This window comes from Pseudomonas putida (assembly GCF_028682635.1).
Taxonomy (GTDB): domain Bacteria; phylum Pseudomonadota; class Gammaproteobacteria; order Pseudomonadales; family Pseudomonadaceae; genus Aquipseudomonas; species Aquipseudomonas putida_AE.
In genome coordinates, this window is record NZ_JANHLK010000005.1 from 293,170 (window position 1) to 306,358 (window position 13,189).

A 13,189-nucleotide genomic window follows, 5' to 3' on the forward strand; every position below is an offset into this window, starting at 1 on the left:
ATATTTTGCTGTGTTCTGGAACAGGGAGACCTCTAAATCATTCCTGCTTTTTTCCAGTTCAGGTAACGCGTGACCAATGCTGGCCCCAACGCCTCGGGTTGCATGTCCACTACCTGTACTCCATGGGCGTTCAAACGCTCATGGAGTGCTGCGCGTGAATTCAGGTATTCAACGGTCCCGCAATAGCTCAGTGCCTCCGACAAGGTTTGCACCGGCAACAGGCGTGTAGTCTCGAGGACACTTTCCCGCAAGCTGGCGACCAGCACCTGATGCTGTTTGCTCAATCGCTTGACGGCCGTCAGCAGTTCTTCATCGTCTTCATCGCGCAGGTTGGTCATCAGCAGCACCAGCGCCCGGCGTTTCTGCCGAGCCAGTAGCTGGGTGGCAGCCGCTTGATAATCGGCGTTGTGTTGGGTGCTGTTCAGGTCGTAGACCGTGTTGAGCAGCACGTTGAGCTGGCCAGCGCCTTTCACCGGGGCGAGGTGGCGCGGGTGATCGCTGGCAAAGGTGCTGAGGCCCACTGCATCCCCCTGACGCAGCGCGACGTAGCTCAGCAACAGGCAGGCGTTGAGCGCGTGATCGAAATGCGCCAACTCACCGTCCTGACTGCGCATGCGTCGACCGCAATCGAGCATGAAGATGATCTGTTGATCACGCTCGTCCTGGTACTCCCGGGCAATCGGTGTGCGTTGGCGCGCGGTGGCCTTCCAGTCGATCTGGCGAAGGCTGTCGCCTTCGCGAAACTCCCGTAGCTGATGAAACTCCAGGCCCAGGCCACGTCGTTGGCGCTGGCGCACGCCGAGTTGGCTGAGCCAGTTGTCCACCGCCAGCAGTTGGCCGCCGTAGAGTCGGGCGAAGTCCGGGTAGACACGGGTGCTGTCCGTCACGTGCAGCAGGCGCTTGCCGGACCACAGGCCCAGCGGGCTCGGCAGGTTGATTTCGCAGTGATCGAAGGTGAAGTGACCGCGCTTGAGCGGGCGCAGGCGATAGCCGACGTGGCTGTGCTGGCCGGGTTGCAGTTCGACCGACAGGGGCAGGTTCTCGAAGCTCAGGCCATCGGGTACGTGGTCATGGATCTGGATGTTCAGTGGCAGGGCAAGGTCGTGCTCGACTTGCAGTCGTACTTCGCTCCAGCGGCCGAGGGCCAGGCTGCCGGGCATTTGTCGTTGTACGCGGGGGGAGGGCAGGCGTTGCAGGCGGATCGCGTCGATTATGGCCAGGGCCAGTAGCGCCAGCAGCAAGCCCCAGTTGATCGAGAACAGCGTTGGGGGAACAGCCATGTCCAGCGCCCGCAATGTGCCCGGCACGATGCCGATGACCAGCAGGATCGCGAGCCAGATCAGCAGCAGGCGCGAAGGTTTCACAGCCGTGGCGCCGGTACTTGATCGAGCAGTTGCTGCAGCACGTGATCGACGTCCAGCCCTTCGATATCCAGCTCCGGCGCGATGCGCACGCGATGGCGCAACACCGCCAGAGCGCAGCCTTTTATGTCATCTGGTATCACGAACTCGCCGCCGCGCAACAAGGCTCGTGCCCGTGCGCAGCGTACCAGCGCGATGGACGCACGAGGCCCGGCGCCGAGGGTCAGGCCGGGCCAGCTGCGGGTGGTGCGAGCCAGGCGCACGGCGTAATCGAGGACTTGTTCGTCCAGCGGCAAATGACTGGTTATGCGTTGCAGGACCAGCACGTCCTTGGCTTGCAGCACAGTGCGCATTGGTTGCACATCGAGCATGTCGGCACGGGTAGAGCGGCTGACCTGACGCACCATGTCCAGCTCTTGCTTGGCGTCGGGGTAGTCCATGCGCACCTTGAGCATGAAACGATCGAGTTCGGCTTCCGGCAACGGGTAAGTGCCTTCCTGTTCGATGGGGTTTTGCGTGGCGAGCACCATGAACGGCTGAGCGATGGGCAGGGCGCGGCCTTCGAGGGTGACCTGGCGTTCCTGCATGGCTTCGAGCAGCGCTGCCTGGGTTTTTGCCGGGGCGCGGTTGATCTCGTCGGCCAGCAACAGGTTGGTGAACAACGGACCTTTGCGCAGTTTGAATTGCTCGGTCTGCAAATCGTACACCGCATGCCCGGTGACATCGCTGGGCATCAGGTCCGGGGTGAACTGGATACGCGCGAACTCGCCGCCGAAACAGCGGGCCAGCGCCCTGACCAGCAACGTCTTGCCCAGGCCCGGCACGCCTTCGAGCAATACGTGGCCGCCGGCAAGCAGGGCGGTCAGCACGTCGTCGATGACAGTGTCCTGTCCGATCACGGCTTTTTGCAATTCATGGCGCACGGTCTGGGCCAGCTGGCTGGCGCGCTGGCGTTGCGCAGTGGCGTGGTTGATTGCATCGGGCTCGGTCGGTTGACTCATAACGCATTCCTCAAAATTTGCAGACGGGCGACCTGGCGGCTGAATTCAGCACTGGAAAGCCGCTGCTTCGGCCGCGGGCTCATGGCTTGGCTGACGGTGCTCTCGGGTTGCCCGCCCAGGCGGGCGAGCACCCGCCATTGTTCGATGGCATCGAGTCGTTCGTAGCCAGGATGGCGATGTCTCACACGACACAGTATGTCTTGCCGCAAGGCTTGCAGCAGGCTGTCCTGGCCATTGTGGCGCAACATGAAATCGGCGCTGGCGCGCAAGTGTTCCTGCCATTGGTGCCGGGCTTTCGGTTGTGGTTGCTGCAGAGGGCCCTGGCGCACGCCGAAGTGCCAGAAAGCCAGCCCGACCAGGGCGATCAAGGCGACCAGCGCCTGGGGGAAATGGCGCAGCAGCAATGTCGGCAGGCTGTCGTGTTCTGTGTTGAACAGCAGGGTCACAGCGGTATCGACAGTCAGGTACCAGAGCAGCCAGGCATTGTCGTATTGATCGATCGCCGGGGTTTTCCACAGATCGGCGTCGGTCACCACGATGATCGAACCGAGTCCGTGGTTCAGCTGCATCATATGGGTGGCCTTGCCACTGTTGGCCCAGGCCTGGGCGAGGTTCTTCGGATCTTCGAGATGGAACGCGGTATCAAAGCCGGCGTAGGCCGGTGCGTCCTCATTTTCCAGATAGAGTTTGGTCAATTGCGCGAAGGGGTCGCCAGGCGTACCGGGTGGCGGGTCCTTGAGGTCTTTGCTCAGCGATTGCTGCAGTTGCACCCGATCCAGCAAAAGGTCATTGCTTTGCCCGGTCTGTTCATCCCATAACGACTGCGCAACGAACAGCAGGCGCCCGCCGGCCCGGGTCCAGTCCAGCACCTGATCGATCTGCCTGGGTGTCATGTTGTAGCGGTCGCCGAGCAACAACAGGCTGTGATGCTTTGGCGTGAGGCTCGGCAGGATATCGAGGCTGTTGGCATGGCTGACACTCAAGCCCTGTTTGCGCAGGAAATGCTCGGCGGCCAGGTAGGGATTAGCCAGGGCCTCCGGCGCCGGGCCGTGGTCGATTTCGACCGGGTAGGGCGTTGCCTTCAGGTACAGATAAATCGTCAGCGCGCCCAGCAGCGCAGCGCTCACTACGCCGATGATCGGCCAGGTGCGCCGGTTCAACGGGCGGCTCCCGGGCCAAATACACCACGCCAGGCGTCACACAGTTGGCGCTGCGCATGGGCGGGCGGCAGTTGGTGCCCGTAGGCCATGTTTTGCCAGTGCACGGTCAGGTCTTTGCTGAAGGCCAACAGGTCCGGTTGCTGCAGTTGCTCGATGCGTTCCAGGACCTGGCCTTCGGTGTCGGCGGCTTTGAGCGGGAGGTCGAAGTCGTGCAACAAGCGGCTGAGCAGGGCGCGATAAAGCAAGCCAAGGGCTGCGCGCGGGTTGCTCTGCCAGAGGTTTTCGGCACTGGCTGCGATGTCGGGCGGGAGGGTTTCGCGGTCAAGGTCCAGGCCGAAGGCCTGCGCAGGAAGCGCGCGTGGGGCTTTTTCGACGGGGCGCGGGCGTCGGCTGACGAACGCCTGCAACCACTCACGGTAGTACCAGATCAATGCCCCGATGGCGCTAAGCAGCACGGCCCACAGCGTGACTTCGATCAGTGTGGCCACGGCGCCGAAGTGCTGCTGGTCAAACATCTGCAGCAGCCTCTTTAGCCATTGAGGCATGTTGTCGTCGTCCGCGCTTTCGTCGCCGGCCTGGTTTTCGCCGAACCGATAGCGGGTGACGGTTTCCCTGTTCTTGAACGGTGGCTGATCGAGGATCGCCTTGATGCTGTCCCGGGACGCCTGGCTGGTCAGGGATTGCTCCAGCAGGCGCGGGCTGTCTGGCGCCGCCGGGGCCTGTTCGACCGCCAGGACGGTGGGTGCGATGGGCAACAGCAAGGACACTGCCAGCAACAGGGCAAGGGTTGTGCCGCTCAAACGCTGGGACAGGCGGCGAAACACCAGCTCGATATCCCAGGCCTCGAGCGCGGTGCGCCGGTTCAGATACAGGCTGAAGCCTGCGGCCACGTAGACCGGTTCCCACACCACCAGCACCAGGGCGTAGAAGCCGTTGGACAGGTGTTCCAGCCAGTGCCAATCCTGCGTCGCGGCGCTGATCAGCGACTGCCAGCTCCAGTCGAGTGCGACCTGTGGTGGCAGCAGCAGGTAGAACAGCACCATCAAGCCAATCCATAACGCGCTTTCCAGGAGCACACCGATCACGGTCAGCCAGCGTGCCGCGCCGGCGTCGCGCTGCAACAACACTTGCAATCGTTGCTGGCGTGCCTCTGCGCCCAGGCCTTCGAGCTGCAACACGGGCAGCAGGAAGCTGCGGCTCAGGCTCAGGCGGCGCCAGGTCAGGCTGGCCAGCAGTTGCGGCTTGAGCAACCGTGGCCATTGGTAAAGTGCCTGTTTGAGGGTGGGCGTTTCGCCAAAGATGGCTTTGGAGAGGATGTACAGCGGCAAGCGTTCGAAGGCCGGCTTCAGCCACCAGAAGATGAACACGGCGAGGGTCGGCGAATCCCACAGCAACCATGTCAGCAAGGCGAAAACCGGCAAGGTGACAATCGCCCAACTGGTCATCAGCAGGCGTCGGTGGCGCTGGCTCAGCAGCACGCCGAGGTCCATGGCTTCGAAGGTGGGTCTGGGACGAATGACCACGGTGGTGTCACTCAGGCGCATGGCGGGTCCTTCCGGCGAATAACAGGTAAACCGCCACCAGCACCCAGAGGGCCGCACCGACCAGGTACTTGGTCAGGGGCGCCGGGGCCGTCATCGAAGACCAGTAGGCCTCGATAAATGCCGCAATCAGCAGAAACAGCATCACGCCGCAAATCAGCAGCACGCTTTTGCGGGCCGCCAGGCGCAAGGCTTCGCCACGGGGCAGGGGGCCCGGTGCGATCAACGCCCAGCCCAGTTGCAGGCCGGCGGCACCGGCCAGGGCAATGGCCGTCAGTTCAAAGGCACCGTGCCCCACTACGAATGACCAGAAGGTTTGGCCATAGCCAATATGCGTCAGGTGCCCGGCCACCGCGCCGATCATCAAGCCATTGAAGACCAGGAAAAAAGCGCTGCCCAGGCCAAACAGCAAGCCGCTGGCGAACGTCTGAAAGGCGATCCCGATGTTGTGCATGATGTAGTAGCCGAACATCGCCCAGTCTTCACTGGCCGCCCGCTCCATCGAGCGCCCGAGGTGACCGGCCTCGGGGTCGTACATGCTTTGCATGTCGCTGACCTGGTCGGCCGGGATCAGGTTATAGACCAGGTCCGGAAACAGATACACCAGCCCTGCAAACGCAATCAGGCTACCGAAAAACAGCAGGCTGGCGGCGAGCACGAAGCGCCATTGTTCGCGTACCAGCCGCGGGAAGCCGGCCAGGATGAAACCCAGCGCATTGGCTCCGAGCTGGCTGCGATGCCGATACAGTTGTTGATGTCCGCGCAACACCTGTTGCTGCAACGAGTCGATCAGGAAGCTGCTGTAACCACGCTCGCGGGCCAGCGCCAGGTGATGGCACATGCGCCGATAATCGGCTGGAAATTGAACGGCCCCATCGGCTTTCCTGCCACGCTCCAGCCTGTCCAGCATGAGGGAAAACTGCTCCCATTCGGCCATGTGCCGATGTTCGAAAAGGCTTTGTTTCATGCCGGACCCAACAAGCCGTGGGCGATGCCGTTGAGTTCGGCGACGGCCCGGGGTGGCGTAACCTGCAAGGGGCGCGCGAGGATCGTTGCCAACTCGTTGACCCGGGCGTCGGACAGTCCGGCCTGGCGTTCGGCGAACCCGAGGATGGCGCGTTGCTCGGACAGTGTCAGGGCAAAGGGCGGGCGACGGGGTTGCGCGGGGGGCAGTTGCGGGCGGGTGAGCAGTTGTTCGCGGTAGATCACCAGTGTACCGGCGGCCAGGTCACCGAGGCGCTTGAAGTTGGGGTGTTGCAGGCAACTGATGGCGCCAAGGAAGTAGCCGAACGGCAACATGTCGACAAATCGCAGCAGGTTACGCAACAGTGACGCGGACCAGCCAACAGGCGTGCCATCGTCCTGGATGACGCGCAAGCCCATCCATTGTTTGCCCGGCGAACAGCCCTGGTTGAAGACTTCGAACAGCACCATGTACCACCAGCTCACGCCGAACAGCAGGATCGAAACCAGGCCGGCACCGAGTTTTCCGAGCATCGCCAGGACGATGAACAACAGGCCCAGGATCAACCCGCGCAGGACCAGGTCGATGGAAAATGCCAGGGCGCGCACCATCAACCCGGCCGGGCGCAGTGGCAAGTCGATGCCTTCGGGCGTTTCGACCTGATACCGCGTGTCCAGTGGCGGGGGCAGCGTTGCTTTCCGTGGCAGTGCTGTGACGTCGAGCATGGGCAACCTGATGGTGTGGCCTGATCGGTTTGTCTCTGTACCGGATGCTAGCAGCCTCGCCGGTCAAAACGACATAACTATGTATTGCACATTGAGTAACCGGGGATGATTGAATGGCAGGATTGCTGGCCGGAGCGGGACGGGAACGCCTAGACTTGGCCAATCTTCAGTTCAGGAATAGCCCGTGACTTCCATCTTCTGGTACGACTACGAAACGACGGGCATCAATCCCCGTTGCGACCGCCCGCTGCAAATGGCGGGGCTGCGTACTGACTTCGACCTCAATGAAATCGACGAGCCGGTCAACCTCTTCTGCCGGCCCAGCGACGACATCCTGCCGCATCCCGCGGCTTGCGCAATTACTGGCATCACGCCCACCCAACTGGCCGAGCACGGGTTGAGCGAAGCCGACTTCATGACCCGGGTCCATGCCCAACTGGCCGCGCCAGGTACGTGCGGCGCGGGCTACAACACGTTGCGCTTCGACGATGAGATGACCCGCTACAGCCTGTACCGAAATTTTTTCGACCCTTATGCGCGGGAATGGCAGGGCGGTAACAGCCGCTGGGACCTGATCGACGTCGTGCGCGCGGCCTATGCCTTGCGCCCCGATGGCCTTGTCTGGCCGACGGACGCTGAGGGGCGGGTGACGCTCAAGCTTGAGCGCCTGACCGCCGCCAACGGCATCGATCATGGCAATGCCCACGAAGCGCTGTCGGACGTTCGCGCCACGATCGCCCTGGCGCGGCTGATCCGGGAAAAACAGCCGAAATTGTATGAGTGGTTATTTCAACTTCGCAGCAAGCAAAAGGTATTGGACCAGGTACGGCTGCTGCAGCCCATGGTGCATGTGTCGGGACGCTTTTCTGCGGCGCGCAACTATGTCGGCGTGGTGTTGCCCCTGGCCTGGCACCCGCGCAACAAGAACGCACTGATCGTCTGCGACCTGCACCTCGACCCGCAGGGCTTGCTCGATCTCGATGCCGAAACCTTGCGTCAGCGCTTGTATACCCGTCACGAAGAGCTGGCAGAGGGGGAGTTGCCAGTACCGCTCAAGCTTATCCACGTCAATAAATGCCCCGTGGTGGCGCCTTTATCGGTACTTCGTCCGGAAGATCAGCTGCGCCTGGGAATGGATGTTGCGCTTTACCAGGCACGAGCACTGCGACTAAGTGACGCGCAGCAAGATTGGCAAGCTAAAGTTCTGGCGATTTATGCCCGTGAAGATTTCTCCTTGAGCGAGGATCCGGAACAACAGTTATACGACGGATTTATCGGCGACCGTGATCGGCGTCTCTGCGAGCAAGTCAGAACAGTCGATCCGCTGCAATTGGCACAACAGCAATGGCCTTTCGATGATGAACGTTTGCCCGAGCTGTTGTTTCGATATCGAGCACGTAACTTTCCCGATACCTTGAGTCTCGATGAGCAGGAACGCTGGCGAATATTCTGCCAGAAACGTTTGTCAGTGCCTGAATACGGCGCGCCCAATACGCTGGATAGTTTCGTAGAGGCCGCAGCCCAATTGGCCCTTACAGCGACATCGATGCAGCAGGCGGTGCTCAATGATTGGCAGGAATATGTTCAGGATTTACGCAAACGTTTGAATCTTTGAAATCGAAAATGTCCAAGGGTTAAATTCCGGGCATAAAAAACGCCAGCGTAGGCTGGCGTTTTTTTTCGCAATCGATTCGCGGCAAGCGCGCAGGATCAGCCCAGCAGGGTAGCCCAGCCTTCAACCACGTCGCCGCCCCACTTGGCTTTCCACTCTTTCAGAGTCTTGTGGTTGCCACCTTTGGTTTCGATGACTTCGCCGTTGTGCGGGTTTTTGTATTGTTTAACTTTGCGAGCACGCTTGGTGCCGGTAGTTTTTACTGCACCGCCACGTGGGGCTTTGGTTTTGGCTTCTGGATCCAGCAGCGCGATGATGTCGCGCAGGGACTTGGAATATTCGCCCATCAGGGTGCGCAGTTTGCCTTCGAATTCCAGCTCGGTCTGCAGTTTGTCGTCTTGGGACAGGTTCTTCAAACGGGCTTGCAGCTCTTTGATAGCTTCTTCGGTGGCACGGTATTCGTTGATCAAGGACATGATTACTACCTTATGTAGAACGCTGGATGGCAGGTGACAGTGCGGCAATAATAGTCAGGGTGTATCATCAAGTAAACATTAAACTGGAGTTTATTTAATTAAAATCCAGTGAAGTCAGCACGCATTGGATACGCAATTAAATAGTTCAATGCTTGTGCTACACCTATTTACAAACCGCTGCTTGTCGATGGGCCAAGTACAGTGTGGCGGGCGTCAACCCGGTGGCGTGGGAACCCTGGCGCAAGCCATCGGCCAAGGCAACACGTGATCAATACTGCAGATTTGCTGCGCAATCGTTAGAATGGCCGACTTTGCGAAGTTCTGGAGTTTCCCCCTCATGCGCACTTTTCGGCTGGTGATTTCTTGCCCGGACCGCGTCGGCATCGTTGCCAAAGTCAGTAACTTTCTGGCGTCACACAACGGCTGGATCACTGAAGCGAGCCACCACTCGGACAATCTGAGTGGCTGGTTCTTCATGCGTCACGAAATTCGTGCCGACTCGCTGCCTTTCGGTATCGAGGCCTTGCGCGAGGCCTTTGCGCCGATTGCCGAAGAATTCTCGATGGACTGGCGTATCACCGATACCGAGCAGAAGAAGCGCGTGGTGCTGATGGCCAGCCGCGAGTCTCACTGCCTCGCCGACTTGTTGCATCGCTGGCACAGCGATGAGCTGGATTGTGAAATCGCCTGCGTGATTTCCAACCATGACGACCTGCGCAGCATGGTCGAATGGCACGGCATCCCTTACTACCACGTACCGGTCAATCCCCAGGACAAGGAGCCGGCATTCGCCGAGGTCTCACGCCTGGTCAAGCAGCACGATGCCGAAGTGGTTGTACTGGCCCGCTACATGCAGATCCTGCCGCCTGAGCTGTGCCGTGAATATGCGCACAAGGTCATCAACATCCACCACAGCTTCCTGCCGTCGTTCGTCGGTGCCAAGCCGTACCACCAGGCTTCCCTGCGCGGGGTGAAGCTGATCGGTGCTACCTGCCACTATGTGACCGAAGAACTGGACGCCGGCCCGATCATCGAGCAGGACGTGGTGCGCGTCAGCCACAGCGACAGCATTGAAGACATGGTACGTTTCGGCCGTGACGTCGAGAAAATGGTGCTGGCCCGTGGCCTGCGCTACCACCTGGAAGACCGGGTGCTGGTACACGGCAACAAAACCGTGGTGTTCTGATCAGCGCTCGTCACGGTTGAAATTCGAAGGGCCTGGGCGTTCAATCGCTGCAGGCCCTTCGCCGTTTTTGAACCGAGGACATGACCATGGCCGATCCACTGGACAAAGCCACTTCCAAGGCACCCGCCACTTTGGGCGAGGGTTGTTTGAGCCGTTACGACCCTGATGAGATGAGCCCGGAAGATGGCATGTAGGAGCTGGCTTGCCAGCGAAGGCGCCAGAAAGACCAACGCAACGCTTGAGGACGCCTTCGCCGGCAAGCCGGCTCCTACAGATACACGCCCTTCATCAGCTTCTTGAGCAGCGGGCGTCCGAGCATCAACAGAAATACCGGCCCGCCGGCCAGCAGATAGAAGTAAAACGTCACCGCCCGCCAGATCAGAATGGCCGCCGCCGCCGTGGATTTGCCGACCATGGGCGCCAACAGTGCCGCCGACGTCAATTCAGCAGCCCCCGCACCGCCTGGCAACAGGCTGAACTGCCCTGCACTCAATGAAACCATCTGGATCAGAAAACTCCAGGCCCACTGCAATTCAGCGCCGAGCCCGCGCAGTGCCAGGTACAACACGCTGTAACGCAGGATCCAATGCACGCACGTCAAGCCAAACACAATGACCAGCGTCTGCAGGGGCAGCTTCAGGGTGTCGGTGAACGCCGCCAGGAAGTGCAGGAGTTTTCGTGCCCAGCGCATACGGCTCGAGGGCTCGACGTTGAGGCGCGCCAGCAGTCGGCCGCCCAAACGAATCAGTAGGCGATGATAGCGCGCCACCACCACGCAACTGACCAGGCCACCGAACATCGACAGGGCACTGACGGTCAGCAACCACGCCATGTGCTGGCTGAGATGCTGGAACAGGGCGTAAATCAGGATTGCGCTCAATGCGCAGAGGAAAAACAACAGATCGCTCAGTTGATCCATGGCAAATACCGCGCTGCCCCTGGCCGGTCGCACGCCGTTGCGCGCCAGCAACGCCATGATGGTCAGTGGCCCGCCGCTGCCACCCGGCGTGGCGCAATAGGCGAATTCGGCGGCCATCACCACGCCGAGGCTTTTTAGCGTGCCGACCCTGTTGCGCTGATCCCCCAGCAACAGGCGCAGGCGCATCGTATTGACTAGCCAACACAGCAGGATCATGCCGAACATGACCAGCAAGCTGCTCAGCGGAAAGTCATTGAGCCGTGACCAGGTTTCGCTGCCGCCCAGCAGCCAGGGAATCAGCACCGCGGCGAGCAGGCCGATGCACAGCAGAATCGAGCGACTCATGCCGCGCGCCCCATGCGCTGGCTGTGCAAGGCCAGCCAACGGGCCTTGGTCATGGGTACGCGGCCCTCATCGAGCAGGCGCTTGAGGGTTTGCAACCAGTACGTCCGTGAGAACGCATGACGCATGTCCACCGGGTGCAGGCCCAGGCGAATCACCGGTGCGGTTCGCCAGCGTTGTTCGAGTTGCTGGCTGAGCAGTTTCGACATGCCACGACGCCAGGCACTGCGTGCACTCCAGACCAGTCCTGGGGCATCGATCGCAGCGAATTCCGGCAAGCGATAAAGATGCTGCGCGTCGCTGGTGTACTTCAGCGGTAATTGGCTCAAGGCCTGGCGCGTGCCTTCGCTCATCAGCCAGGCCGGCGCGACGAAGCCCTGCAGTGGCCAATCGTATCGCTGGAACATTTCAATGCCGGCGTGGAGGCGGGTGAGGGCGGCCTCGCGAGACAAACTGTAGAACTCGCCTTCGTGGGTGTAGATCCGGCGCATGAACCAGTCGCGGGGATTGCTCGCCCTCGGCCCGTCATCGCAGTGAAAGTAACCGTGCAGCACCAGTTCATCGCCGCGCTCGAGCCGTGCGCCGAGCTGACGACGAAATGCCGGGTGGGCTTGCAGGTCGTTGTGTTTGTGGAAATCCGGCACCACCAGCCAGGTGATTGGCACGTCGCCGAGTGCATCGACGGCTTCGACAAAGGGTTGGTAATCGGCCCAGGTCGGTGGCGCGACATCGTGCAGTACCAACAGCAGGCCGGGTGCCTCCGTGGGGTCAAGCATTGGCGGCTCGCGGCCATTGGCTGCCGAGGACGGCGTGATAGTGACCGAGCAGACTGTTGACTACGGCGTCCCATGCGTAATGCCGTTCGACATGGCGACGGGCTTGCTGGCCGAGGGCTGCGCTACCCTGGCTGAACAGCTCGCGCACCGCGTTGGCCATGGCCAACGGATCGTTGGGGGCACACAACAGGCCACATTGATCGTTGATGATTTCCTCGAACGCGCCGGCTGCCACCGCCACCACCGGGATGCCGCAGGCCATGGCTTCGAGGATCACCAGGCCAAAGGTTTCCTGGTCGCCGGCGTGCAGCAGTGCATCGGCACTGGCCATCAGACGGGCAACTTGCGTGGCCGGGCAGAACTCGTCGATAACCGTGACGTTGCCCGGCACCGAGGTCGGCATCGACGAACCGACCAGCAGCAGGTGGTAATGTCGGCCCAGGCGTTTCATGCATTCGAGCAGCACCGGCAGGTTCTTCTCCTTGGAACCACGCCCGGCAAAGATCAAAAGATGAGTGTTTTCGTCCAGGCCCAGCTCGGCCCGAAGACCGGTATCCCGTGCATTGGGATGAAACATCTGGAGATCGACCCCCAGGGGCTGCACGAAAACATTCTTCACCCCCAGCCCGATCAGTTTGTTGGCCATGACCTGACTCGGCGCCAGCACCCGGTCGAAGTTGCCGTAGAGCTTGCTGACATAGGCCTCGACGTTTGGCGTGACCCAGTTGCCCATGCGATTGCTGGCCAGCAGCGGCAGGTCGGAGTGATAAAAACCGATTACCGGCACGTCCAGTTGGCGGCGCGCATCCAAGGCCGCCCATGCGGTGAGGTAAGGGTCGCCGACTTCAATCAGCTCGGGTTGCAGATCCTGCAGGACATTGCGCCAGGGCGCGAGACGCAGCGGGAAGCGATAACCTTTGCCGAAGGGCAGGGCGGGTGCCGGAACCGTGTAGATGCCATCCTTTTCGCTGAGGACAGCCCCCGGTATCAGCACGCTGTGGCGAATGCCTGGCCGGATGCACAGGCGATGATGCTTGGCATCCAGATAAGTGCGCACGCCACCGCTGGCAGGGGCGTAGAACATGGTTATGTCAGCGATATGCACGATGAACATCCCTCCGGTCCG

12 protein-coding genes are annotated in these 13,189 nt (G+C 61.0%); 2 read left to right on the forward strand and 10 right to left on the reverse strand.

The genetic code is table 11. The features are described 5' to 3' along the window. Nucleotides 1–32 precede the first annotated feature (32 nt). From NPS56_RS08960 to NPS56_RS08985, 6 genes are read right to left on the reverse strand one after another with little or no spacing between them, the layout of a single operon-like run. A complete protein-coding gene (locus tag NPS56_RS08960) occupies nt 33–1,364 on the reverse strand; it encodes a DUF58 domain-containing protein (RefSeq protein ID WP_274074337.1) in 1,332 nt (443 codons plus the stop codon). After that, nucleotides 1,361–2,362, reverse strand: coding sequence for an AAA family ATPase (locus NPS56_RS08965; protein ID WP_274074338.1), 1,002 nt, complete (start codon nt 2,360–2,362; stop codon nt 1,361–1,363). The genes NPS56_RS08960 and NPS56_RS08965 overlap by 4 nt, the downstream gene beginning before the upstream one ends. Beyond that, nucleotides 2,359–3,522 carry a DUF4350 domain-containing protein gene (locus NPS56_RS08970; protein ID WP_274074339.1) on the reverse strand — a complete coding sequence of 388 codons (1,164 nt, stop codon included), beginning with the start codon at nt 3,520–3,522 and terminating at the stop codon, nt 2,359–2,361. Before NPS56_RS08970 ends, NPS56_RS08965 begins: the two co-directional genes overlap by 4 nt. Continuing rightward, the gene (locus NPS56_RS08975; RefSeq protein WP_274074340.1) at nt 3,519–5,066 is read right to left on the reverse strand and encodes a DUF4129 domain-containing protein; all 1,548 of its coding nucleotides are present in this window, start codon (nt 5,064–5,066) and stop codon (nt 3,519–3,521) included. The genes NPS56_RS08970 and NPS56_RS08975 overlap by 4 nt, the downstream gene beginning before the upstream one ends. Beyond that, nucleotides 5,053–6,030, reverse strand: coding sequence for a stage II sporulation protein M (locus NPS56_RS08980; RefSeq protein WP_274074341.1), 978 nt, complete (start codon nt 6,028–6,030; stop codon nt 5,053–5,055). Before NPS56_RS08980 ends, NPS56_RS08975 begins: the two co-directional genes overlap by 14 nt. Further along, nucleotides 6,027–6,752 (reverse strand): RDD family protein, encoded by a 726-nt coding sequence (locus NPS56_RS08985; RefSeq protein ID WP_274074342.1) that lies wholly within the window; start codon nt 6,750–6,752, stop codon nt 6,027–6,029. The genes NPS56_RS08980 and NPS56_RS08985 overlap by 4 nt, the downstream gene beginning before the upstream one ends. A gap of 184 nt (nt 6,753–6,936) precedes the next feature. Here NPS56_RS08985 and sbcB point away from each other — a divergent pair, with 184 nt between their 5' ends. Then, a complete protein-coding gene (sbcB, locus tag NPS56_RS08990; RefSeq protein ID WP_274074343.1) occupies nt 6,937–8,367 on the forward strand; it encodes an exodeoxyribonuclease I in 1,431 nt (476 codons plus the stop codon). Between the two features lie 95 nt (nt 8,368–8,462). On the opposite strand, the gene mvaT is transcribed toward sbcB, so the two are convergent. Continuing rightward, the gene (mvaT, locus tag NPS56_RS08995) at nt 8,463–8,840 is read right to left on the reverse strand and encodes a histone-like nucleoid-structuring protein MvaT (protein WP_008058684.1); all 378 of its coding nucleotides are present in this window, start codon (nt 8,838–8,840) and stop codon (nt 8,463–8,465) included. A 337-nt stretch (nt 8,841–9,177) separates the two neighbouring features. Here mvaT and purU point away from each other — a divergent pair, with 337 nt between their 5' ends. Then, entirely contained in the window at nt 9,178–10,026 is an 849-nt protein-coding gene (purU, locus tag NPS56_RS09000; protein WP_020797876.1) for a formyltetrahydrofolate deformylase, read from the forward strand. Nucleotides 10,027–10,294: 268 nt separating this feature from the next. On the opposite strand, the gene NPS56_RS09005 is transcribed toward purU, so the two are convergent. From NPS56_RS09005 to NPS56_RS09015, 3 genes are read right to left on the reverse strand one after another with little or no spacing between them, the layout of a single operon-like run. Then, nucleotides 10,295–11,290, reverse strand: a complete 996-nt coding sequence (locus NPS56_RS09005; protein WP_274074344.1) for a lysylphosphatidylglycerol synthase transmembrane domain-containing protein — start codon at nt 11,288–11,290, stop codon at nt 10,295–10,297. Then, the gene (locus tag NPS56_RS09010) at nt 11,287–12,063 is read right to left on the reverse strand and encodes a polysaccharide deacetylase family protein (protein ID WP_274074345.1); all 777 of its coding nucleotides are present in this window, start codon (nt 12,061–12,063) and stop codon (nt 11,287–11,289) included. The genes NPS56_RS09005 and NPS56_RS09010 overlap by 4 nt, the downstream gene beginning before the upstream one ends. Then, a complete protein-coding gene (locus NPS56_RS09015; RefSeq protein WP_274074346.1) occupies nt 12,056–13,177 on the reverse strand; it encodes a glycosyltransferase family 4 protein in 1,122 nt (373 codons plus the stop codon). Before NPS56_RS09015 ends, NPS56_RS09010 begins: the two co-directional genes overlap by 8 nt. Nucleotides 13,178–13,189: the final 12 nt, after the last annotated feature.